This is a genomic window from Agrobacterium tumefaciens (assembly GCA_025559845.1).
GTDB lineage: Bacteria > Pseudomonadota > Alphaproteobacteria > Rhizobiales > Rhizobiaceae > Agrobacterium.
Genome location: CP048471.1, coordinates 308,272 through 331,575 on the forward strand (window position 1 = coordinate 308,272; position 23,304 = coordinate 331,575).

General features: G+C 57.3%; 21 protein-coding genes and 1 pseudogene. 16 read left to right on the forward strand and 6 right to left on the reverse strand.

Annotation, left to right across the window (positions count from 1 at the left end; translation table 11 throughout):
* Positions 1-12 precede the first annotated feature (12 nt).
* Together FY156_28790 and FY156_28795 are read left to right on the forward strand one after the other, a co-directional pair.
* Positions 13-552, forward strand: coding sequence for a hypothetical protein (locus FY156_28790; GenBank protein UXS05531.1), 540 nt, complete (start codon positions 13-15; stop codon positions 550-552).
* Between the two features lie 37 nt (positions 553-589).
* Positions 590-1,462, forward strand: coding sequence for a hypothetical protein (locus FY156_28795; GenBank protein UXS05532.1), 873 nt, complete (start codon positions 590-592; stop codon positions 1,460-1,462).
* A 22-nt stretch (positions 1,463-1,484) separates the two neighbouring features.
* On the opposite strand, the gene FY156_28800 is transcribed toward FY156_28795, so the two are convergent.
* From FY156_28800 to FY156_28820, 5 genes are all read right to left on the reverse strand, one after another.
* Entirely contained in the window at positions 1,485-4,886 is a 3,402-nt protein-coding gene (locus FY156_28800; protein ID UXS05533.1) for a DEAD/DEAH box helicase, read from the reverse strand.
* Positions 4,873-5,649, reverse strand: a complete 777-nt coding sequence (locus FY156_28805) for a DUF1837 domain-containing protein (protein UXS05534.1) — start codon at positions 5,647-5,649, stop codon at positions 4,873-4,875. The genes FY156_28800 and FY156_28805 overlap by 14 nt, the downstream gene beginning before the upstream one ends.
* A 209-nt stretch (positions 5,650-5,858) precedes the next feature.
* Positions 5,859-7,937, reverse strand: a complete 2,079-nt coding sequence (locus FY156_28810) for a hypothetical protein (protein ID UXS05535.1) — start codon at positions 7,935-7,937, stop codon at positions 5,859-5,861.
* Between the two features lie 374 nt (positions 7,938-8,311).
* A complete protein-coding gene (locus FY156_28815; protein ID UXS05536.1) occupies positions 8,312-8,689 on the reverse strand; it encodes a hypothetical protein in 378 nt (125 codons plus the stop codon).
* Positions 8,674-9,813 carry a DUF1612 and helix-turn-helix domain-containing protein gene (locus FY156_28820; GenBank protein ID UXS05537.1) on the reverse strand — a complete coding sequence of 380 codons (1,140 nt, stop codon included), beginning with the start codon at positions 9,811-9,813 and terminating at the stop codon, positions 8,674-8,676. The genes FY156_28815 and FY156_28820 overlap by 16 nt, the downstream gene beginning before the upstream one ends.
* 395 nt (positions 9,814-10,208) lie before the next feature.
* On the opposite strand from FY156_28820, the gene FY156_28825 reads away from it, so the two are divergent.
* From FY156_28825 to FY156_28865, 9 genes and pseudogenes are all read left to right on the forward strand, one after another.
* The gene (locus FY156_28825) at positions 10,209-10,466 is read left to right on the forward strand and encodes a type II toxin-antitoxin system VapB family antitoxin (GenBank protein ID UXS05538.1); all 258 of its coding nucleotides are present in this window, start codon (positions 10,209-10,211) and stop codon (positions 10,464-10,466) included.
* The gene (locus FY156_28830; protein UXS05539.1) at positions 10,463-10,867 is read left to right on the forward strand and encodes a type II toxin-antitoxin system VapC family toxin; all 405 of its coding nucleotides are present in this window, start codon (positions 10,463-10,465) and stop codon (positions 10,865-10,867) included. The genes FY156_28825 and FY156_28830 overlap by 4 nt, the downstream gene beginning before the upstream one ends.
* Positions 10,864-12,006, forward strand: coding sequence for a tyrosine-type recombinase/integrase (locus FY156_28835; GenBank protein ID UXS05540.1), 1,143 nt, complete (start codon positions 10,864-10,866; stop codon positions 12,004-12,006). Before FY156_28830 ends, FY156_28835 begins: the two co-directional genes overlap by 4 nt.
* Before the next feature lie 182 nt (positions 12,007-12,188).
* Positions 12,189-13,232, forward strand: coding sequence for a hypothetical protein (locus tag FY156_28840; GenBank protein UXS05541.1), 1,044 nt, complete (start codon positions 12,189-12,191; stop codon positions 13,230-13,232).
* A 239-nt stretch (positions 13,233-13,471) separates the two neighbouring features.
* Positions 13,472-13,759 (forward strand): annotated as a pseudogene (locus FY156_28845) (transposase).
* A gap of 30 nt (positions 13,760-13,789) precedes the next feature.
* Positions 13,790-14,371 carry a hypothetical protein gene (locus tag FY156_28850; GenBank protein ID UXS05542.1) on the forward strand — a complete coding sequence of 194 codons (582 nt, stop codon included), beginning with the start codon at positions 13,790-13,792 and terminating at the stop codon, positions 14,369-14,371.
* 31 nt (positions 14,372-14,402) lie between these two features.
* Complete coding sequence (locus tag FY156_28855; protein UXS05543.1) at positions 14,403-14,699, forward strand: type II toxin-antitoxin system RelE/ParE family toxin; 297 nt, start codon at positions 14,403-14,405, stop codon at positions 14,697-14,699.
* A 1-nt stretch (position 14,700) separates the two neighbouring features.
* Entirely contained in the window at positions 14,701-14,994 is a 294-nt protein-coding gene (locus FY156_28860; protein UXS05544.1) for a putative addiction module antidote protein, read from the forward strand.
* A 754-nt stretch (positions 14,995-15,748) separates the two neighbouring features.
* Positions 15,749-16,105, forward strand: coding sequence for a DUF736 domain-containing protein (locus FY156_28865; protein UXS05545.1), 357 nt, complete (start codon positions 15,749-15,751; stop codon positions 16,103-16,105).
* Positions 16,106-16,185: 80 nt separating this feature from the next.
* Here FY156_28865 and FY156_28870 read toward each other — a convergent pair whose 3' ends face one another.
* Complete coding sequence (locus FY156_28870) at positions 16,186-16,428, reverse strand: WGR domain-containing protein (protein ID UXS05546.1); 243 nt, start codon at positions 16,426-16,428, stop codon at positions 16,186-16,188.
* 446 nt (positions 16,429-16,874) lie between these two features.
* Between FY156_28870 and FY156_28875 the strand changes: the two genes are divergently transcribed.
* The 5 genes from FY156_28875 (at position 16,875) to FY156_28895 (ending at position 23,217) form a co-directional block, all read left to right on the forward strand.
* On the forward strand, positions 16,875-17,729 hold the full coding sequence (locus FY156_28875; GenBank protein ID UXS05547.1) for a DUF945 domain-containing protein: 855 nt from the start codon (positions 16,875-16,877) through the stop codon (positions 17,727-17,729).
* Complete coding sequence (locus tag FY156_28880; protein ID UXS05548.1) at positions 17,729-18,037, forward strand: hypothetical protein; 309 nt, start codon at positions 17,729-17,731, stop codon at positions 18,035-18,037. Before FY156_28875 ends, FY156_28880 begins: the two co-directional genes overlap by 1 nt.
* A 1,566-nt stretch (positions 18,038-19,603) precedes the next feature.
* Positions 19,604-20,797 carry a plasmid partitioning protein RepA gene (repA, locus tag FY156_28885; GenBank protein UXS05549.1) on the forward strand — a complete coding sequence of 398 codons (1,194 nt, stop codon included), beginning with the start codon at positions 19,604-19,606 and terminating at the stop codon, positions 20,795-20,797.
* A 3-nt stretch (positions 20,798-20,800) separates the two neighbouring features.
* Positions 20,801-21,844: a plasmid partitioning protein RepB gene (gene repB, locus FY156_28890; GenBank protein UXS05550.1), complete on the forward strand. Its 1,044-nt coding sequence runs from the start codon at positions 20,801-20,803 to the stop codon at positions 21,842-21,844.
* 158 nt (positions 21,845-22,002) lie between these two features.
* Entirely contained in the window at positions 22,003-23,217 is a 1,215-nt protein-coding gene (locus FY156_28895) for a replication initiation protein RepC (GenBank protein UXS05551.1), read from the forward strand.
* Positions 23,218-23,304 lie beyond the last annotated feature (87 nt).

Genomic DNA, 23,304 nt, shown 5'->3' on the forward strand with positions numbered 1-23,304 from the left:
GAGCCAAGGCTCGTGTACATCACAGGCCGGGCGAAGGTAATGAGCGGGGTGGGGAGTATGTTTAAACGAGCGAGTGAACTGCGCATCCCCGACCCATATTTCTCAGGGAGAGCCGGCTTTCTTGGGAGCAGCCTTGAGGAACTGTACGATGACATGCGTAGATTTAACCTACCCCAACAAGTACCAGACACCGTTCGCCGATCTCACGACGCAATCCGCCACGCGTACATCTATTCGTACTACTCGTATGACCTTCTAACCGTAGCGGCAGCCCAGACCTTCCCGTGCCTTGAGCTTGCATTGCGGGAGCGCATCGGCTCGCAATTCGTCGGAAGATTGGATAGGAAGGGCAAGCCGCGGCATGCGCCGATGCTCGATGAGCTGCTCAAGAGCGCAAAAAACCAGGGCCTCATATCAGCCGATGTGAAAGGCCTGAGCCATTTGCGAAACATGTTTGCCCATGGCACAAGCGCTGTTTTGAACCCGCCGATGTTTCTCGCGCCCTTCGAACTCATCACCGAAACAATTGCAGAGCTGTTCGCAGAACCATGATTTTCCATTCCCCTGACGTACTGGTTGGCGCTTCACCATGACCGAAGCCCCGATTGTCAAGCAGATCGAGCACGAGAGGAAGGTCCGACGGATCATTGGCTCAGTATTGCGGGACTACGGTATCAATCTGGATGCAGACGACACCGAACTCACTGTTCGCCCTGGAGTGATCCTTGAACACACCGGCAGCAGAGCACTTTCCAGTGCTATTCTCGATAGTATGTTTCCGAGAGCGCCAATCCCTTGTGAACTCTTCCACTACACTACCGTCGCTTCGCTCAAGGGGATCGCAGCGACCCAACAGCTACGATTGTACTGGGCTCGAAAGCGTATCGGTGAAGGGGAACTCGACACTTTCGCTATCAGGCATGGGCTGAGAGGTTATCTCGATAAAACCGCCGGGGAGCCATTCTATAAAAAATTGTCGGATGACATCTTCTATGTCTCTTTGACCCGCCCCGGCGGAGGTGACGAGATCGATCTTTGGAATGTTTTCTCGGAAGGTGGGCAGGGTGTTAGATTAAGGTTCCGTATTCACCCTTCGCGGGCGGAACTGCGAGCGATTCAGTATGACGTACCGGAGACCGTGCTGTCGAAGCTCAACAGTGCTCTATCGGCCGAAGGAGAGCCACCTTTCGTGCCGTGGTCGTTGTCGAAAATCGGAGCTTTTTACCTGCCGGCGATGCTTCACCGGGAAGATGAGGTGCGGCTTCTCATCAAGCGCCACTCAGGAGGTCGAGACGACAGCTCGACTGACGGGAACAATCGATATTGGCCATTGGAAATTGGGGAAAGCAATGATTTTTGCCAGATCGACCTCATCGAGATTCACGCAGGGCCGAATTCATGCATGCAAAAGATTCAAGGCGCCATTATCGATACGGCGTTTGCGTCCGTACCTGTGGTGTGAGTTCGCTTGGGCGCCTAAGCGCCTAAGGTAGTTCCCAGAGGGCTTCGCCACGGCCAATCCTTATTATTCGGGCGCTCTGGCGGTCGGCCGCATATTCGACATGCAGCAGGCGGGGAGAGAATTGCCGTAGGCGATGTTTAATGCCAATTACGTGCTTGAAATCTGGCGTCGTTACCGAGACCACTCCGTCAGCCGGGTTGATGCTGATCCGACCGGGGATCGCGCAGTTGAGGAATGCTGGAAGAGCACTTTGCATATTCCATTCCTGCGCTGCCCATTTAACTACTGGCCCCGATAAGGCCTCGTTTCGGAACTGTTTCCAGATGGAGCCAGTGTTGGCAGTCGGCCAGTCTGGCTGGTCGCTAAGTGCTGCGATCTCATTTGAACCTAACCACTGGTTCATTTCCCCACGCGTCACGAAAGCGGGTTTGGTCTCACGGATAGCGGCCATAGCCGCGATCCGCGAGGGCAGGCCTGCTCGAACTAGCATCGCCATCATTGTCTGCGGAACGCCCGCCTCAATAGTTGCAGCGGCGCTGCCCTCAATGGTATCGGTTTCACCACCCTCGGCGCGTCGACGCATGCGGACGGCTTCGATCGCCCAGACGAGCCGGTAAACAAAAGCGTCCTCGACAACTCGCATGTTTTCGAGCCCAAGAGCGACGACGTCGGTACCAGCGAGCCAAGCACCAAGCAGGTCGCGCCAGTTGCCAGGCAGCTCGACATCCGGAACGAATGGCCGGATCGCGAACAGGCGTTCGGCCATGCCAACGAGCGACGCGCTGAGAACAGGAAGGTTTCCTGCCAAGGCGGCGGCATCGGCTTGATCCAGCAAAGCGGTGAGATCCGCCGCTATCGCGTCGATAGCCAAGCCAGCTTCAAGCCCGACACCCATTGCAAACGTCGCGCGACGCTGGTTTACGGTAGACTTGTTCCAGATCAGGCTTGCGCGTGCCCAAAGAACCCAGAGCTGGTTCGATCGAGTTTGGGGGCCAAGGCGACCGATCTGGCGTGCCCAAAGCGAGCCAGTCAATGCCTCGTCAAGAAGACGCGGGAGTTCCGCACTGTCCGTGTCGAGAGCCTCGATCAAACCAAATACGGTTGCGTCCAACCGCTCGATTAAGCTTTCGATTGAGTCCGTATCCTCCGCCTGGTCTTGCGGAAACCACGCTTCCTGCGCGTTGGCGAGATACTCAATAGCGTCGGCCCGAAGGAAGACGTTTGTCCGTGCGAGACGCGTTATGACTTCGGAGATGACTGAAATGATACCGCTCGTCAATGAGCGGGCCTTTGACGATCCGACAAGCTCCCGCCAGGCTCGGACCCGCCAGTTTTCGGGCTGGTACATGACGTGAAGCACAAGGCCCTCCAGGTCGACAAAGGCGCGGCCAGCCCTACCCGCCACGTTGGCGAACTCTTCGCCGGACAGCGGCACGCCCGCCCGATAGAGTGTTGGAATGAGAAGCACGGCGGCATTGAGATTGAGCCCCTGTGCAAGAGTAGGCGACGCGACGGTTACGCGGAGAATCCCGGCGGCAAGCAATGCCTCGACCTCTCGGAGAAAAGGGCCCGGCAAACGCCCGTGGTGTATGGCGACGCCAATGGGCAAGCATTGCACCGCGGGATGGTTAGGACCCAACCATTCGCGACCGACGGCCAGCGCGCGTTCCACCTGCGCGGGGTCATCGAGCAACGACGCCAGATATCCGCGCCTGTGAAGATCGACAACAGTTTCCGCGTAGCCTTCAACATGGTCGCGTTGCGTGCAGAAAATCAGCGCTCGCTTCCCCTGAGCCGAAAACCTCCACGCGGCCGCAAGCGTCAACTCCTTGTTGTCTCTGGGAAACGGAGTTCGCCGTGGGCGAATAGCCGGCTCCTCGGGAATGAAGTGCCTTATGTAGGGGCCGCCCGCTTCGAGGTCGAAGCCTAGCCGGCCGGAATTTCCCTGCCACGTGAGTGTTCCAAAACGCTGTCTGGTGGGGCGCCAACCCGACTGTATTGGAGGACCGGGTGCATCACTGCGTATCCAAGCGGTGAGATCATTGAGCTGGTCTCCCTCAGGGAGTATCGCTGAGAGGCACACGATACGGCGGGCTGCATTGTCCGGACGGCGGAGTAGTCGTTGCACCAAGCTTTCGTAACGTATCTCGCGTTCACTCGGGCCAATAAGATGGCCCTCATCGAGGACGACCAGCCCAACGTCGGCGATGATGGTGGGATCGTTACGAAGTGCGAAGTCCAGTTTCTCCGGCGTGGCTATTACGATATCCTGCGACCGAAGGGCGTCCTCATCGCCGATCGCCACACCACTGGCGCCATAGAGCGAGGAAACTGTGAACCCGAGGCTTGCAAATGTCTTCCGAAAGGAGCGCTCCGTCTGCGCAGAAAGAGCTCGCAGTGGTGTTACAATCAGAACGCGATGACCAGATGCGAGCGCCATTAACGCGGCGATCTCGGCAATTCGCGTCTTTCCGGCGCTCGTCGGAAGAGCGACGACAAGATCATCAGCGAGATCTATCGCGCGCCGCGCCGCCTCCAGTTGCGACGGCCAAAGTTCGACCTCTGCAACACGTCTGGAATAAAGCTCTCCGATAAAGAGTCTCCGTAGCGCCCTATATCCTTCGGCACCAGCCGGCCCCTCGACGGGAAGGATTTGATGCAGGCTGCTGGCCCACAGGTCATCGATCAGGTTCAGGGCGATACGTGCAGTCCACCACAGGCTCACCGCATTTGCGTGCTTGGCCAAGGAGATTGCTCTGCGCAACAACGACCTCGCCTCCTCGACGAGGTCTGCGACTCCCGTCTGAAGTGCGAATTCGAAAAAGGCGAGCGAACGGAAGATCGTCGTCGTGACAACGAGCCTCACCACATCGTCCGGATCAAGCTCACCTTCCGCTGCAGACCGCGTAACGCTCTCGTCGCCATGGGCCGGATCGAGAAGCCAATTTCTTGCTTGCGTGCCCAGCCCGTCGAGGTCTCGCAGGATGAGAAACGCTAGTGCTTCCTCAGGCGGTGCGAAATTCGGCCGGTCAGATCGCTGTGAAATTAGCGAAAAGGCCAATGCGGAATAGCTTGCAAGATGATATGACGCGGCGCCTGCTATTCGATAAAAACCTCGATTGACGTCATCGGGCGCGCCATTTTGAACCAGCGCCTCAAACGCATTGCCGGCCCGTGCAAAGCCTCTCCGCCAAACCTCTGGCTCGCCCTGCGCCTCGCGAAGAGCCATGGATGCGCGCAACAGCGATAAGGCGTATTCTGCAAGATCCGTGTCGATCGTGTTGCCGAATGCAGGCGCGTCGTCTGGAAGAACGCCGTCTTGACGAACGATAGAACGCGCCTCACCGCGAGCCTGCAGCCGGCCTCTGGCGCCGTCTGCAGCGACCAGGTTTAGGAAGGTTGTTAGCTCCTCAATCGTTTCCAAGGGCGAGAGCTCCTTCGTACGAAAGCCTTATGAACTCCTGGTGATCAACGATGCGAAGATGAATAACCGTGTGCGTCCGCTCGGGACCGGCGGCCTGAAGATCATCAATGAGCGCCTGAGGTGCTGCATTTCCTGACATCGTAAAAAGAGCGTGGTCGATGCGTGTCGCAGGTACTGCACGATTGGCCACTTCATTGCGTATCGCACGTCCGACCGTCGCGCTTTCATCTTCGCGCTCCATTAATCGGTCGGCGATGAAAAGCAGGGAAGTAGCGGTCGGACGGCCGTTGTCGCGGGAGAGGGCCGTTCGGGCTTCGGATATTGTCGCGCCCGCCAGTTGCGCACGGCTCTTGGCCTCCCCCTTTAGCAGGAAGAGATCGCCGGCGGCGTCCATACGCACTCCGATAAAGTCGTCGCCTCGCAAGGCCATCTCGCGTCCATCTTTGTAGCGAAGTCGCCGAACTGGAACGGAAAAGCCAAGTTGCTCCTCAACAAGTTCCGTTGCTAAGATTTCGCCGAGTTCGCCTGATCGTGCACGTGATGTTCGGGGAAGGCGCTCAGCCAATAGGGCGGCAGCGCCAGGAAAGCCCAGCTCACGGATGTCATCGGCAATGCGCTCCATGTCGTCGTAGTGCGAGCGAAGGATATCTGGAAGCCGATCGGCGATTGCCGCCCGCCCACCGTCGAGTTCTGTCAGGCGCCGAAGATGCTTGCGGCCATCCTGCTGATGATCACTGTCGCACCAATCGTTGAATAGTGGCACGCTCCCCCCTTGCCGTCGCAACTCGTCTGGTCACGTTCGCTCATCCCATGCCATTGTCTCGACCCACTCAACTACTCCGAGTAGGCAGGGTTACTCGCCTTTTGTGTTAAATTACAACAGCGAATTCACGTCGCTGTGAGTATCCGCAATTTTGACGCGAAATGGGGGTCGATCCGCCTAACGTGTTCAACCTTGCCATAGAGACCGCCTCACGATTTAGGCTGCCTTTTCAGCGCAGAAAGCCTGTGCATGGCCATGACGATCGCCCCGGATGCAATTTCCTGCGTGGAAGGGTCGAATAGGGCATCAACGACGACGATTAGTTCTTCGGCGTCAGCCCAAAGCATGAAATTGTCGAATTCGGCATCGGAGAGGATGGCGACCAGCTCATAATCGCCGATCTCAAAGCCGGTTTCCTCCCAGTTCGCCAGGTGCTCCTTCAAAGTCATGGGGTCGGTGAGCATCAGCACTCCACCCCCAACCGCAACCGGCTGCTCTTTCGCCTTATCCCTCAGGTACAGAAGGGGAGCATACCATTGCCCGGGACGAGTGTGGAGATCCTCCAACTGCCGGTCATAGGGGCGCACGGAAGCTGCAGCCACTTCCCGCCGCTTCTCGCGAGCGCCGAACTGTTGAATGAGAAGGGATCGCGGTGCAAACCCCTTGGAGATATCCGTGTAGCACATCGGGTCACCGCTCTGGCGTTGCCTTTCGAACGCTGCGTTGAACTCGTTCACTGCTTGCTCGGCCTCGTTTCGGGTAAAACGATGCAGGCCGTTACGCAGCGTGACGATTTCGGACCCGCCGTCCGTTGTTTTTATCTCGACGAGAAACTGGCCTGCCGGACCTCGCATCGCCAGGTTATTCCAGGCAAGATTGACGACCGGTTGGGTCCGGATCGTTTGAGCGTTCATAAATGTCCTCTGGCCTCCGTTCGAAGCTTCGAACCAGGCATTGGCATTAAAGTTTACGAGTTCCGGATGGGCTTGCGCCGACGGCATGTTTGCGCCGCCAATCACCCGATCGCGTGGCTTGAGGCATTTGTTGTGGACCAGGCCCACCACGGGATCAGAAAGGTCACCGATTTCGACAACCTGGATCACCGCTTCCCAGATGGCTTGCCCGCAATGAAGGCACCGAAGCGGCCTGTCATTTTGCAGGAACGCGTTGTGCAGCCGTTGACGATGGGCCAGGGCAAAGGGTCCGGCTTCGAGGTCCTCATCGGTATCGAGCTCTACGACACCGACCTCGTTGCCCTCTATTAATTCCGGTCGCTCGCCGATAAGGCGCGTGAGACCCGCAACCGTGGCGGCGCGAAGAACCGGATCGAATGGGCCGGCACCATTCGGCAGGAACGGCGCCTTGCTAAAGTCGGCAAGCTCGCGGCCCTCTGAATCGAACCTGCGCATTTCGAATACCACGGGCTGGCCCTTCGGCGCGAGCGTATCATCGAGCGCCATTGCGAGCACCACCTCCTTGGCGCAAGGGAAATCCCGCGAGCCGAGCTCGACACGCAGCAGCTCGGTGGCGACCGCTTCGGATATTTCGGCTGCCGCAGTTACCCTGAACATCTGATAGTTACGGGCAAACTCGCAAACAGCGAGCGTTCGCCGCCCCTTGGCGAAGGTGATGCAGTCGGCGACCGCCTTGCCCCAGACGGCACGCGGCGAGACGTAGTTCGCGCTCTGCAAAAGCAGGATGCTCGACTGTTCGAGCGTTTCTTCAGCCTCGACGTCGAGCACGACGACACCACTTTTGCGGATCACGCGATCGATCGCCTCGGAGTCGACATCCCGTTTAGCCGCCACGCGAAGATCATTCAACATCGCGCGAACCGTCTGAATGGCGTCCTTGATCGGTTGCGGCTGATCGCGAAGGAAGTCGACTTCCGGCGAGCTGCGGAATGCTTCGAGCGCAAGCCTGAGTTCGTTGGTGACGCGTTTGGCGGCACGGCTGCTTGTCACCAGAAAATATCGTTCTTCCCCACTCGCGGCAGCGTCTTGCGCCTCGAATTGCTGAAAGACGGACTTCAGTTCTCCATCGGCTGAAAATCCGATGGTTGCCTTGGCCTGGATATAGCTCTTGGAGCCGTCGTTCAGATGAAGGACGAGATCATCGATGCTGGTGCGCGTCTCGAAACTGACATGCGATATGGATTTGGCAGGACCGAAGATCGTGTCTGCCTCGCAAATCGAGGAGATAAGCACGAAGGCGGCGACCCGCGCCTGATATCCCGCCCCTGATGACACCGATGCACCCGCGCCTCCAACTCCACCCTGCCCGACCATAGTTCCTCCATTGATCTGCTGCCGCTCCTATCATCAAAGAGCTGCTCGCAACAGCTGCCTTGCAACTTCAAATAGGCATGAGCGAAAACTGGCGATGCGCCGAACGATTTTGCGCCGGTGGCGCAGACACTCATCGATCCTGCGATGCGAAACACTTTCGTCGTCCAGTGTGGGTGCAGGGCGAAATGCAGTCGTGATGGCTATCCCCATGGGCGTCTCAATGCTGATCGCTCCGGCCGTTTGCCAATACCGTTCCCGATTGTTGAATGGTTGCATGTGGAGATCCTGGATCGGAGCAATTGGCCGGCATGGTCCGAAGTCGGCAAGTAAAGATGTGAAGGGCGGTCTTTGCGGCGCCCTTCCCGCGGGCTCTGCTATCCGCCGCCTGCCAATGCCTTCTTTCTGCGGGGGCGGCACAGCATCTGCATGACGATCAGGCCGTTCAGCGCGAAATTGGTTCTGCCGCTGACCAACATCGCGACGAGATGAAGGTCGATGACACAGGCCACCCCCAGGGCGTTGCCGCAGGCGATGAGCACGTTCCTCCAGATTGACTGTTGCGAGACCTGGTTAGGATTCCTGTGGTTCCTGACGATCTGGGGATTTGCTGCGATCGTGACGATCGCACCGGCGACAAATACCACAGGCGGCAAACTACAGGAAATATGCACGAATTCGGTTAACGTACGATTTCGCTGTAGTCTGTTCTGCTCCAGATCTAAAGGATCGCACATCGCTACAGCACCCCCCATGCCCGAAACCTCCCCCTCCCCGTCATCTCACGCAGGCCAAGCTCCAGAACAATCCGCCGCGCCGCCTGCGGTGTCACATCGAGCGTTTTCGCCACCATCCCGGCCGAGACGAGCGGCCGCGCCATGACCAGCTCGACCAGTTCCGGCAGTTTTGAAGACGTCCGCCGTCCCATCAATTTGCGTTCCATCATATGACGCGCCAGCGCCAGCCGATCATGCTCCTTCAACCCGACCTCGGCTGCAGCGATCAGCCCGTGAGCGATTGCCAGTATCCGGGTTTCCCGGTCGCGATGCCGACGACGATCGACTGGAATGGTTTTGAGGCCGAGGTTGATGGCGGCGAGATGGGCACCGGTAGTGATGCCGGCCCGGCGCAGGATCGACGCGGCCAACAACCGGCCAAGCCATGGCGCGTGCTGCAGGACGGAAAGCTCGTTCCAGGCATCGAGGACGATGATCGCCTGGAGCACCGCCGGCAAGTCTTCGGCCTGACGCAACACGCCACGCCATTCGTCGAGCCGGGCATCCTCGTCCCAGTCGAGATCATAGACCAGCGCGTCTCTGTCTGCCGCGCTGGCGCGGGCAGGCCGCGTTGCGTTTTCGATCGCGGCCTCCGATCGGGCCAGTACCGCATCGATGGCGGCATAGTCGATACCGGGTAGATCTTCACCGCTGTCCGCGTCTTCCCGCTCCCCTGCCGGATCCGACGCGTCCGCACGCCCAATGCCGCGGACCGCCTCTCCCTCGTTTGCGCCGGCCGACGTGATGTCCGACGTTTGTCGCAAAGTCCGGATACCCTCTGCGGACAGGGCCCAATCCAACGACTGCGCAGCGATGCGCCGGCGGGTGCGCAGCACGTCGCGGGCGACTGTCAGCTCATGGGTCGGTGTGCGAATATCGCGGGTGGCGTCGTGGAGGACGAGGTCTTCGAGATGGACGAGTTCGCCGTCAATCCACAGCGATGCGCAGGCGTCGGCGAAATGGGAGCGTTCGATGCACCCCTGACCGACCGGCGAACGGGCGATGCGCTCATCCAGACGCGCAAGTTCGACGCCGGCCCGAAACGCCGGCTCCAACAAGCCTGTCATGCTGATTTTCTCGAGATCGTAAGCCATTGAAATCATGGTAAATGATTTCTTATGCGAACGCTATCGGAATCTTATGGTTCCTCACATGGTATGATTGCTGGTTGGCATTATAACCATCGATAAGTAACTCTTATCGATGGTAGATTGATTTCGGCCAAAGAATCCGGCAAATTCGGGTGAATGGGCAGCCGCAAGGCCGTCTAGGTCCCGGTTTCTCTGCCTTGATTGTCTTGTGCAAACGACGCTGCCAAGCTGGCGCTCTACCCCGGCCTTCAAGCAGGGCGCTGTAGTCCTCGAGTGCATGGCGACCAGTCAATCGACAAATCTACAAACTTGAAACAGTTATCGTTGGTCAGCCATCTCCGGTCAGTTTCTTGCCATCTCGGGTTTCAAACGCTATGTTTGAGCTCTCAAAACTGATGAGGAACGCCATGTCCGAACCACAGCTGTCCATCCGCAGCGGCAAAGCGAGAGATCTGGCGCATGCACTCGCACGCCGGACCGGGCAACCCATCAACAGGCTGGTTGAACTGGCGCTCGAACGCTATGAACAAGAACTGCGGGAAAAGCCGGCCCAGACGCCGGCGAATGCCCTGTGGGACCTGATGGCTGAAGGCAGACGCTCGGTGCCACAGGGCACCACTTCCGCGCATGATGATCTCTATGACGAAAACGGCCTGCCGATATGATTGTCATCGATACATCAGCGATAGTCGCGACATCGCTTAATGAGCCCGAAGCGGAGCTGTTCCACTCACTTTTCAGTCGAGAAGAAATCCTGGTCGGTTGGCCGACCCTTCTCGAAGCGCGAATGGTGCTGACGGGTAAAGGCTTTACCAATGCAGGGGCGATTATAAAACAGCTTGCGGATCTGCCAAATGTCACAGCGGTCGACTTCGGTGAGCGGCATTATTACGCCGCCGAAAAGGCATTCGACCGATTTGGAAAGGGACGTCACTCGGCCAATCTGAACATGGGCGACTGTTATTCCTACGCCGTCGCGGCAGTCTCGAAAGCACCGCTGCTATTCAAGGGAGAAGACTTTGGGCAGACAGATTTGAAACTCCATCCTGCATCGTCAATGCAATGACAAAGAATGCTCGCACCTCTGTCGATCTTCGAGCACAAGAACTCGACACCATCGCTGCCGTCCTACCGATCGAGCGACGCGATGAACTCGCCGAACTGTTGTCGGACGAAGATGTCGCGACGCTGCGGCATCTGGTCAACCAGGGCATGGGCGACAACACGCTGCGCGCGCTGACATCGGATCTCGCTTATCTGCAAGCATGGTCGGTGGCAGCGACCGGACAGTCGCTGGTCTGGCCGGCACCCGAGGCGCTGCTGCTGAAATTTGTTGCCCACCATCTGTGGGATCCGGAAAAGAAGAAGGCCGATCCGGGCCACGGTATGCCAGAGGATGTGACAAACAATCTCCGAGAGCAGGGATTTTTGCGAGCGGTCGGACCGCACGCACCAGACACCGTTCGCCGGCGTCTGGCGTCGTGGTCAACCTTGACGAAATGGCGCGGTCTCGACGGCGCCTTCGCCTCCCCTGCCCTGAAATCAGCCATCCGTCTCGCCGTCCGTGCGACACCGCGTCCCCGCAAGCGCAAAAGCGCCAAGGCCGTCACTGGCGATGTTCTGGAGAAACTTCTGGCGACCTGCGCGTCGGATGATATCCGTGACTTGCGCGATCGCGCTTTGCTGATGCTGGCCTTTGCCTCTGGCGGCCGGCGCCGCAGCGAGATTGCTGGTCTGCGCTGCCAGCAATTGACTGAAGAGGAACCGATCCCGGTAAAAGACGGCCCTCCCCTCCCCTCTCTCGCCATTCATCTTGGCCGCACCAAGACGGCCAGCGGTGAAGAGGATGAGGTTGTTTATCTGACCGGTCGACCGGTCGAGGCTCTCAAAACCTGGCTGACGGCGGCGAAGATTGACGGTGGCAGCGTGTTTCGCGGCATCGGGCGATGGGGGACCGTTTCCTACCACGGCCTTGATCCGCAGTCGGTCAACGCTATCCTCAAACAGAGGGCAGTCATGGCCGGATTAAATCCGCAAGACTTTTCCGCCCATGGGCTTCGATCCGGTTATCTGACCGAAGCAGCCAATCGTGGCGTTTCCCTCCCCGAGGCGATGGAACAGTCACGACACCGTTCGGTTCAGCAGGCCTCGAGCTATTACAACAATGCCACGAGGCGCAGTGGTAAGGCCGCGCGACTTCTATAACTTCTAGCCGGGCTTCGATGCGGTTATACCAGTTGCTCCATCCAATGGCGATCAAGGGCGAGCACTCGGCGTTCTCAATCTGTTGCGCAGTTTGGTCGGAAGGGTTATAAGGAAAAGTCAAAAACCTTATAGCGTGGAGTTATAAGGAATCAGTCGTTTCCGTATAACGGAGCTGTAGACAGATGAAGCAAATCGACCTGGTGTATCGTACAGCGTTCGCCGAACTCGTGCAGCGGTCGTTTGACGCCCAATTCGAGGCAGACTTCCCATTGAACGGTCGGTTCGTCTCGGTGCCCGTGAAGGGTCGCAATTACTGGTATTTCGAATACCCGACCGAAGACGGTGATAGGCGGCGGTATGTTGGGCCTGAAACCGACGAAGAGATCACAGCCCGAGTTAATAAGCATAAGGAAGTCAAAGACGACATCCGGGAGCGGCGCAAGCTCGTCGGGATGCTCCTTCGCAGCGGTGGCATGGCTTCCCCTGATCGTTTCGCGGGCGAGGTGACAAAAGCCCTCGCTAACGCTGGAATTTTCCGTCTCCGTGCGGTCCTGATTGGCTCTGTGGCATTCAGCTGCTATCCGGGGCTGCTTGGTGTCCGGCTCCCTAATTCCGTGATGCAGACCGGTGACGCGGACTTTGCGCAGGATTTTGCTATCTCGGCCGAGGTCGAAGACAGCTTGCCGCCAGTCCTAGAAGTCCTGCAATCTGTCGATCCGACATTCCGAGCCGTCCCGCATCAGGCAGACAAGGCGAAGGTTTCAGCCTTTACAAACTCGGTGAATTACCGTGTCGAATTCTTGACCAGCAATCGGGGTTCTGATGACTACACCGGTAAACCCTCGCCCATGCCTGCTCTGGGTGGCGCGTCTGCGGAGAACCTGAGGTTTCTTGATTACTTGATTTACGAGCCGGTGAGGACAGTGCTTTTGCACCGAGAGGGCGTGACCGTGAATGTTCCAGCTCCCGAGCGGTACGCCGTTCATAAGCTGATCGTGGCCTCTCGACGGCGTACAGATGGTCTTGGACGCGCGAAGCGGGATAAAGACATCCAGCAGGCCTCCTTGCTCTTTGAGGCGCTCGTCGATACGAGACAGGGCTATGCGTTGTCAGATGCCTATCGTGAAGCGTGGGATCGTGGCACGGCATGGCAGGAGGGTATCCAATTCGGCCTGCAACTGATGGCGGGCGCGGGCAAAGAAGCTCTGGCGGATGCGCTCGGGTGAAACCAGAAGAACTCGGTAGGGCTTGAAACGTCGACAGTAGGCACCGAAACCGGACCGGTTATAGATGACTTCAATCTTGATATACGCTCCTCATGAAATCCGACAATATGCCGCCCCCCCCCCCTTACATCCCGGCTTCATATCAGAGCCGTTATGCCAATCCCAAAATCACCGAGTTCGAGAAAGTTCAGGGCGGGAAGATTGTCTCCAAAGCGAACATGCCTGATCGGACGGGCTGCATCAATCTCCATCGCCTTGGCCGCTTTCGTGATCGAAGCCAGGAAAACCTTTCGATACGGGCATCCGCCCTCAACCTGGTTGTCACCGCCATCATCCACTGGAACACGATCTACACCGGCCGCGTCGTCGATGCCTTGCATGGAGCTGGGCAGAGTGTCCCCAATCATCTGCTATCGAGTTTGTCGCCGCTCAGCTGGGAGCACGTAAATCTCACCGGCGATTACATATGGGAAGACAACCCGACGCTCGACGATTCCGGCTTCCGATCCCTGCCGTTCCCGGTCTGATCCCCCCAACCGTATATCTGTGCCCCTTTAATGTTCAGGGGCCAATATGAGCTTGTAGAGCTTCTCGCCTTTGCCGCCGCACAGTCGATCGATGCGGTACAGGACAAGCACGACTTTCGCAAAACCCAGCGCGCCCATGCCGAACTGTCGGCCGACGCGCTCGACCTCGACATGACGCACTATTTCGAGGCGACGGCCGAGACCTATTTCAGTCAAATCACTTGCGATGGCATCGAAGCTGTCCTCTCGGACATCAAGGGGCCAGACTTCGCAAGCGACCTTGCCCGCATGAAGAAGGCCGAAGCCGCCGCTTATGCCGAGGTTCAGGCCAAGGGAACCGGCTGGCTCCCCTCCCCTCTTCGCTCTGCCATCAGGACAACGGACGAACGAGCAACCGGCGTGCAGTCGCTGTCCGATGAAGACCTTGAAAACGATCAGGATCATTCGTACGTGGCTGACGATATGGCGGGCGAATACGAAGAAACCGGTTCTGTTTCCTACCCCGAGGCGGCTGAAAGAGTTCAGTCGTCGCCGGTCGCAGTTCCTCCCACTGCGACCGGCATCCTGCAACAAAACGTGTTTGCGGCCGTAGGAATTACCGAAACTAGTTGATAAGGTGTAGTTTATAGACTACACTCTGGACATGATCGAATTAAAGCAGACGTCGACCTTTGCGAAGTGGGAAGCTCGTCTACGCGACAGACGAGCAAGAACGATGATCGCGGCGCGCTTGATGCGGTTGGCGGCGGGCTTGCCGGGTGATGTTGAGCCAGTCGGTGAAGGCGTCAGCGAGTTGCGTATTCACTACGGACCCGGTTATCGCGTCTATTTCCAACAGCGCGGAGATGTCCTGATTGTGCTGTTATGCGGCGGGAACAAAGGGTCGCAGAGCAATGACATCGCCAAGGCAAAGAAACTTGCCAAAGAATGGAGTGAATAGGATGACGGAAAAACTGAGCACCTACGATCCTGCCGCTGCGCTCGTGGACGATGAGGAAATCGCGGCATTCATGGCCGATGCCTTCGAGACGGGCGATGCGGCCTATATCGCGAAAGCCTTGGGTGTTGTTGCGCGCGCCAAGGGAATGTCAGAAATTTCGCGCAAAACAGGACTGTCTCGCGAGCAACTATATCGCTCGTTCAGTGAGCGTGGAAATCCAACCCTCAAGACGACATTGGCGGTCATGAGAGCGCTTGGCGTTGATGTCACAGCCAAGGCGCACGCACCATCTTGAGATGATGGTGGTTGTCTTGCAATAAGTTTTAAAAACGGACCGATAGTCAGGAGGCGGCTCAGGTACGGGGTGGACATGCTTGGAGGTGAGCGACCCCGCCGAGGTTCCTATGGGGGCGAGGGGAACCCCCTTCGGCCCTTCCCCTCGCGCACCCCTGCCCGCTCCGGTTTTTAAGCCCGCGCACGGCAGGATGATGCCCCCGGCTCTCCACCGGCGGCATAGATGACAGTTCAGTGTTGGTAACGCGCACGGTGGCATGTCGTCCGCAGGCGAACCTTGATGTTGTGTTCGCTATCCGTGCCAGCGATATGCCGATGATAGTGGAGACCGGTCGGGACGGGCTCTTTCTTCCAGATGCCGCCGATGTCTCGACGGTATGTCTTGGCAATCTGAGAGAGCGAGGATACGGGCCCCTGACATGGATGGCGCACTCAAAACCGGCGTGACGATCAACGGTTACGATGGAAACCAGATCCGCCGGTCGGAATGTTGTCTGCATTGAAGTAGATGAGACGAACTCCGAACCCCGCCAAAGTCTCTCCCTGGATTGCGTTGCCTTAGTTGATGAGGTCACTGCAGCCGGCCAGTCGGACGGCAACCGCTGGCAGGCACGAATTTCCCCTGACTGATGTCATTCCTCGCGAGACAAATTCCTGCCTGCCAGCGGCGCTCCGCTGACGCTACGCCCCTGCAGGTGCAGTCCCCGCGACAAATGCCCTGGCATTTGTGCTGACTGTCGTCCGGCCGCTTGATCGTGACCATCGGCAACGCAAACCAAGGAGACACTGCCATGACCGATCTCGTCAACTTCATCCGCCTTAACGCAGACAACACACTTTCCGGCAATATCGCATCCGTCGCCTACGACCTCGACATCGTCGGTGAAGAGTTCGACAGCACCAACGCCAAGGCGCCGGTCTACCGCCTCTTCGCCAAATCGCCCAAAGGACGCCGTGTCGAAATCGGCGGCATCTGGAAGAAGCAGAACCGCGAAGGTGGCGACTACTTCACCCTCTCCGTAAACACCGGTTACGGAAAGCTCAACGCCAACCTCGGACGCTTCCCAGGACAGGACGATGATGACCTGATGGCGGTCATCCCGTGGGATTAACATCAGCGGCCCCCGGCCCAACAGCCGGGGGCATCATCCTGTTGTCGCTCTTCTCAAATCTCTGTCCTGGACGGCCAGGGTTATTTCGGCCGGTAGCCGCGTTTTGTTTTCTGGCGCACCAGCGTTTCTATCCGCTCTGCAATAGCCTCAGGGTTCTGCAGATGCTCCACTTTCATTTGACCACGCGATCCGATGCGGCCCCAGCGCCGTTCCAGCCAAAGGTGCCCGAACAGGTCGTGCGATATCTCGATCGTGTAGAAGCGCGCCATATTGCAGGAAGCGTCGATACGCTCAGCATAGAAGGGTGGGGGAACGTTGATCATGGACGCGATTGTCCTCGGACAACCGCTCCACGTCCAATGAGAGTTTTGAATCGATGCGGCTGCAACGATTCATTCTGGTGATGTTGTTTTGAAAGAGGAGGGGAGACCGCTTCAGCGGTCCCTTCAGCAATGAGCATACGCTCTGCTTAATGCCCTTCCTCCCAGTCTGATTTTCCCGCTCTACGATGCCGTGCCGGCCTCGCCAATGGGCAAGCAGGCTCCGCCTGTCCGTCCGTCAGAAAACCGGCTTTCACCGCTGACGCTGCGAAGCTTCCGGTTTTCAGCCGGGCGGACCCATGACTAGCCCGGCACAGCAACGGGAGCGGGCTACGCCCTTCCCCCTTCGTTCCGGTGGATGTGAGGGGCACATCCACCGGAACGGTGGGTGAAGGCTTCGCCCACTGCGGGGCTTGTCTCTTGGATTTGGGAACCGTTGGAGATTTATCATGACCGTTTACACACACACTGCACGTTTCGACACTGGCCGCGCCATGACGGAAGACGAAATGCGCAAAGTCGCGCCGTCGATCTTTGCACTCTCAGCCCATGAAAGCCGTTCAGAACGGTTTCAGCCAATACCCACAATTGAGATCCTGCGTGGGCTGACAAAGGAAGGGTTTGTGCCGGTTGGCGTCAAGCAGTCTGCGACCCGCACCGAGGGCAAAGCAGAATTCACCAAGCACCTGATCCGCCTTCGCCGCGTCGACGATGGCAACACCTATCATGTCGGCGATACCGTCTGCGAAATCCTCCTGAAAAACGCCAACGATGGCACGAGTGCCTATGAACTGATGGCTGGATTGTTCCGCGTCCGTTGCCTCAACTCGCTTGTCGCGCAGACAGGCATTGTTGAGGAAACCAAGGTGCGCCATTCAGGCGACGTGCATGGCAAAGTGATCGATGCGACATACACCGTCCTGAAAGCTGCAGAGCACGCACTCATCGCCCCACAAGACTGGTCAAACATGCGTCTCAACAGCGATGAGAAAGACATCCTTGCGCAGAGCGCGCACCTGCTACGGTTCGGGGATACGCAGGGAGACACGAAGACGCCGGTACAGCCCTCACAGCTTTTGAAGCAACGCCGCACCGGTGATGTTGCTGACGATCTCTGGACCACATGGAATGTCGTTCAGGAGAATGCGATCAAGGGCGGTATCAGCGCTTATGGTCGCGACGACCTTGGACGGCCCCGCAAGGTAAGGTCTCGCGCCGTGACGGGCATCGATCAGGACATCAAGCTGAACAAGGCGCTCTGGCTGCTGGGTGCCAAGATGGCAGAATTGAAGGGCGCAGGCTGATGCGCCCCGAAATCTCATTCGAACCCTTTGCTTCGCTCAACTGCTGCACGGATCTCGGAGGGCCGAATTGGTGTCTTTCTGATGCATTGGAAATCAATGGCTGTGTTGATGTGGCGGAGGAGGGCACAGACGATAGCTATGTGGTCGGTGGAGTTGTCCGCGATGAGGCAGAGTTTTTCACGGTCTATGGCCACCTCATTACGAGCGGATGCGTGGCGATCACCAATTGCAGCACGCTCGATCTTGCGGAAGTGATCGCTGTCCAACTTTCAGAACTGAGCGGGTTGACCGTCGCGGTTCATTGTTAGAAGAGGGAAGGGGAAGCGTCAGGAGATGCGGCGCAACCTTTGGCCGGGTTTACGAGGAACCCGGCCGCCTTCGAGGGGCTCCCCTGAAGCCCTGCCCTCGACCTCCCCACCCGCCCAACAATCTAACCTCTTCGTGCATTGGCGTGTTTTGCGGGCAGCTCGGTGTCCCGCTATGGTGTTAGAGCCGGGCTCAGTGCGGGGCTAGGCAATACTTCTCGTGCGCTGTGGTTTCTGTCACGTTTTTCCGCCGTCAGGTGCGGATCTGATTCTCAGACTGATGTCGGTTGTCCGCGGACAACTTTGCGGCTGGAATCCTTTTGGACATCAGTTGTCCGCGGCCGCTTTCGAGGAGCTCCCTTGACGCCCCGCCGTTCGACCTCCCCACCCGCCCGCTTTTGCTACACCTAAGTGTGTGACCTTCAGTGTTCCCCGCGGGGAACTTCGGACATTGTTGGAATAGGGGAGGGCTGCATCGGGATATGCAGTACAGCCTTTGGCCGGGTTTTCGAGGAACCCGGCCGCTTTCGAAGGGCATCCTCAAAGCCCCAGCCACTGGAGCTATCAACCGCCCAATCGCGGCCATTCATCGGCGACTTTCACGTTGGGGGACAACGGCGTGTTTCTTTGAGAAACTCTCGAACCCCCCAGAATTCCCTCTCTAATGTGGTCTAGCGATAGAGAAGTAGGCCGCAATACGAAATACCGCATGGTGAGCCTGTTACGGTCGTTTTGCGATTGCTTGGTTTTTGCGGGCTGTCGGAAATCAAGCGTCGATACACTACGAGGCGTTTTTGAATTGAGCAACGATTGCGCGAACCTGCTCGATCGGAATGATGGCGGTATGGATCCACGTGCGGTCGTCGCCTCTAGTCTTTATCGCCTATGTTACGAGGGGAGACCCCATGCACGTGGCAGCCAATCGCTTTCTTTGAGGCCAATCAGTTTCGAGGCCTTAAATGGCGGTCAATGTAAAAGTCGACGGTTACACCCTGCCCGGGACTTAGCTTGCCGTGGTTGGCCGGTCGTTACCAGTCTCGCTAGGAGACTAATAGTTTTCGACCAGGGATATTCCGTAAAGGTTTTCTTGGATCGACTGCGAACTTTACAATTGTAAAGCGCGCCATGCAGGAGATGCGGCGCTGCCTCTGGCCGGGTTTACGATGAACAACGCCTACGAAGGGCTCCCCCAAAGCGCCGCCCCTCGACCTCCCACCCGCCCAGCACTACAACCTCTTCATGCATTGGCGTTTTGTGCGCGCAGCTTGTTGCGCCGGTATCTTGGTTAGAGCCGGGATCAGTGCAGGGGTAGGCGAGACTTCTCGTGCGTTGCGTTCGCTGTGGTTTCTTCGACGTGTTCTTCCACCGAGAAGTGCTAATCGGGTTTCTCAGATTGGTGTCGGTTGTCCGCGGACAACTTTGCGGGTGGAATGCCTCTCGACATCAGTTGTCCGCGGACAACTCAAAGCCCGTATAGTTACCCATTTGTAAATTGTTTACGAATCGGAGATTATCGTAGCTGCGCAATTCAAGGCTGATTTGTCAAAACTGCGCTGCTGAGGGAATTCAATGCTGCAAGTCGTATCTTCACACTCCGTTGCAGAGCATCTGCCGACGACGCTTGCTGCGGATGCAGCCGAGCTTCAACGGCAATTGCAGCTCCATCAGGCTCGCGTGTTCCCCCCGACCGCCCAGAAATCGATCCGTCAGTTCACTCCCAGTGAAGCCGCAGGTCTCATTGGAATCGGTGAAACATATCTCCGACAGATCGCCGCTGAAATCAACGTTCCGGAGCCATTGGCCAACGGCCGCAGAATGTACAGCCCTACCGATATGGATCTGATCAGGGCTGCGCTTGACGTTAAAAATGGCTCGCCAAAATACGTCCCGAACAGACGCGGAAACGAAAAGCTTCAAGTCATCGCGGCAATGAACTTCAAAGGAGGCTCTGCTAAGACGACCACCTCCGCGCATCTTGCTCAGTATCTTGCGCTTCGCGGATACCGGACGCTTGCGATTGATCTTGATCCTCAAGCCTCACTCAGCGCCATGTTTGGACATCAGCCTGAGTTGGATGTCGGGGAGGGGGAGACACTTCACGGCGCCATCCGCTACGAAGATCCTCAGCCAATCTCCTCGATCGTGAGATCAACGTATACGCCGAATCTCCACATTATTCCTGGCAATCTTGAACTCATGGAGTTTGAGCACGAGACGCCTCGCTATATGGCGGGCGGTAGCGCAGCAACCATGTTCTTCGCAAGAATTGGTGAGACACTTTCAGAAATTGAGAGCTTGTACGATGTGGTCATTATCGACTGCCCACCTCAGCTGGGCTTTCTAACGATGTCCGCTCTTTGCGCTGCAACCTCGGTTCTTATAACGGTCCATCCTCAGATGCTGGACGTCATGTCGATGTCGCAGTTTCTCTCGATGACGAGCGAACTGATGAGCGTCGTTGAGAATGCAGGTGGCCGTACGAGTTACGACTGGATGCGATACCTGCTGACACGTTACGAGCCTAATGACGGCCCTCAGGCTCAAATGTCGGGATTTATGAGAGCAATTTTTGGAAACAGAATGCTTCAGAACCCGATGTTGAAATCCACGGCGATTTCAGATGCCGGCGTAACCAAGCAAACCCTCTACGAAGTCGATAGGAGCCAGTTCACTCGCGGCACCTATGACCGCGCGATGGAATCCTTGGGTGCCGTGAACGGCGAAATCGAAGACTTGATGCGAGCCGTCTGGGGAAGGAAATAATAGATGGCACGAAAAAATCTAATTGGCGTGTCCGACGAATCTGGACCTGTCGTTTCCTCGCCATCGCCGAATACTTCTGGTCGCCCTCTTGCAGGCTTTGTCCCACCGCCGCGCCCAACCGGGCCGATCGGCGGGATTACAAAATCGCTCAGCAATATCACGTCGACTATGGAGCGTGCGCACGGGATTGAGAAACAGCTCGCTGAAGGTCAAACAATCATTGAGCTCGATCCTACCCTGATCGACTCCTCGTTTGTGAGCGATCGCCTTGCCCTTGATGAAACGGAGCTTGCCGAGCTCGCCGAACAAATTCGTGAAAATGGGCAGCAGGTTCCTATTCTTGTTCGCCCTCACCCCGAGACGAAAGGCCGATTCCAAGTCGCTTACGGGCACCGACGCTTGGCGGCAGTGCGCCGGCTTCAGGTTAAGGTGAGAGCGGTTGTCCGCGACCTCACAGACGACCAGCTTGTTGTTAGCCAAGGGCAAGAGAACAACTCACGCACCAATCTTTCGTACATCGAACGAGCTCTCTTTGCTGCAAAGCTGGAAGACCGGTCGTTCACTCGCGAAATCATAATGTCCGCTTTGGGGGTCGATAAAGCGGCCCTCTCAAAGATGTTGAGTGTCGTGAAGCAGGTTCCAACGACGCTTATTGAGGCAATCGGTGCTGCACCAAATGTTGGCCGGCGTCGCTGGATGGAATTCGCTGAGAAGCTGGACGCCTCAAGAATATCTGCAATCCTGGAAATACTGAAATCTCGAGAAGCGCTGGCGGCTACGAGCGAAGAGCGTTTTCAGCTTGCGTTTGCCGAAGCCTTCAAGAAGCCCGGCAAAACCGCCGCAAACGTGTCGGCGCAGGTGAACAGCTTTGCTTGGTCGCCGGCCTCGGACAATACGGTGAGGGTTCAGTTCAGTCAGACAGCGAAGAAAGGCGTTCTTTCGGTGGAAGCCAAGGACGGTCCCAGGTTCGCAGAGTACATTTCATCTCAGTTGGAGAGCCTTTATGCGGCTTTCAGGAGATCAGAAAAGGAAAAAACAGGAGACTAAACCAGCAAAAGAAAAAGGCCCCCAAACGTTTCCGTCGTGGAAGCCTTCCTCAATTCTGTAGCAAGAACGAGAATCGCATTTTCACGAATCCCAGTCAAGAGTCTTTGGCATCGTTTTGGTGAGCGGACTTCTTTTGCCTTATGAAAGGTGAAGGAAAAATGCAGTTTGGAAGTGTGACGACGCCTTTCGGGCGGCGGCCGGCGAAGCTTGCGCTCGTGAAACGGCAGCTCGAAACCAATGAACTGCCACAGGGCAGGACCGCAGATAAGTGGAAAGTGTTTCGGGACGCGTGTGAAGCACGCGAAGCACTCGGTGTGCAGGACCGCGCGTTGTCGGTGCTCAATGCTCTCCTGACCTTTTATCCGGAGACGGATCTGACGTCTGAAACATCTCTCGTGGTGTTTCCGTCGAATGCTCAGTTGTCTGTTCGCTCGCACGGCATCTCCGGCAGGACGCTCCGGCGTAGCCTGGCTGCGTTGGTTGATGCCGGTCTGATCGAAAGACACGACAGCCCGAACGGTAAGCGTTATGCGCACCGTGATAGGACAGGGGAGATTGAGGAAGCATTCGGCTTCAGCCTTGCTCCAATGCTTGCACGTGCCCAGGAACTCGCTCACCTTGCTCAGAAGGTTGCTGAAGAAGCCAGACTGATGAAGCGGGCCAAGGAAGCGCTGACGATCTGCCGTCGTGACGTCCGTAAGCTCATTTCGGCCGCCATTGATGAGGGCGCTGACGGCGACTGGATCGCTGTCGAGGCGATGTATCTTGCTCTGGTTGGGCGCCTGACGCGCAATCCTGACAGACTTCTCGTTGAATCCATCCTCGAAGAAATGCGGATGTTGCGCGAAGAAGTCGTCAACTTGCTGGAAGTTCAGCTAAAATCTGAAAATATGACCGCCAATGATGGTCAGAATGACCGCCACATACAGAATTCAAATACCGAATCCATCAATGAACTTGAACCAGGCTCCGAAACGGAGCAGGGGGCAAAACCTGAGTACCAGAACGACCCGAAGAGAGAGACGCTGAAGGCTTTCCCACTGGGAGTCGTGTTGAAGGCGTGCCCACAAATCGTCGATTATGGTCCCGGCGGGGTGATTGGGAGCTGGCGCGACCTGATGACCGCGGCTGTTGTCGTCCGATCGATGCTTGGCGTCAGCCCATCTGCATATCAGGACGCCTGCGAGAGTATGGGGCCCGAAAATGCAGCGGTCGCGATCGCATGTATCCTCGAAAGGGCAGGGCACATCAATTCCGCTGGCGGATATCTCCGAGATCTGACGAGACGGGCGGAGAAGGGAGAGTTTTCGCTTGGACCGATGGTGATGGCGCTATTGCGAGCAAATGGTGAAGCCAACAGGAGGTCAGCATGAATGGATATCAGATTGAGCCGGCATGTTTTACTTGCAAATATATAGGCTACAGAAGACAACGCGCTGAAACGTTTCTCAACTCGGCAT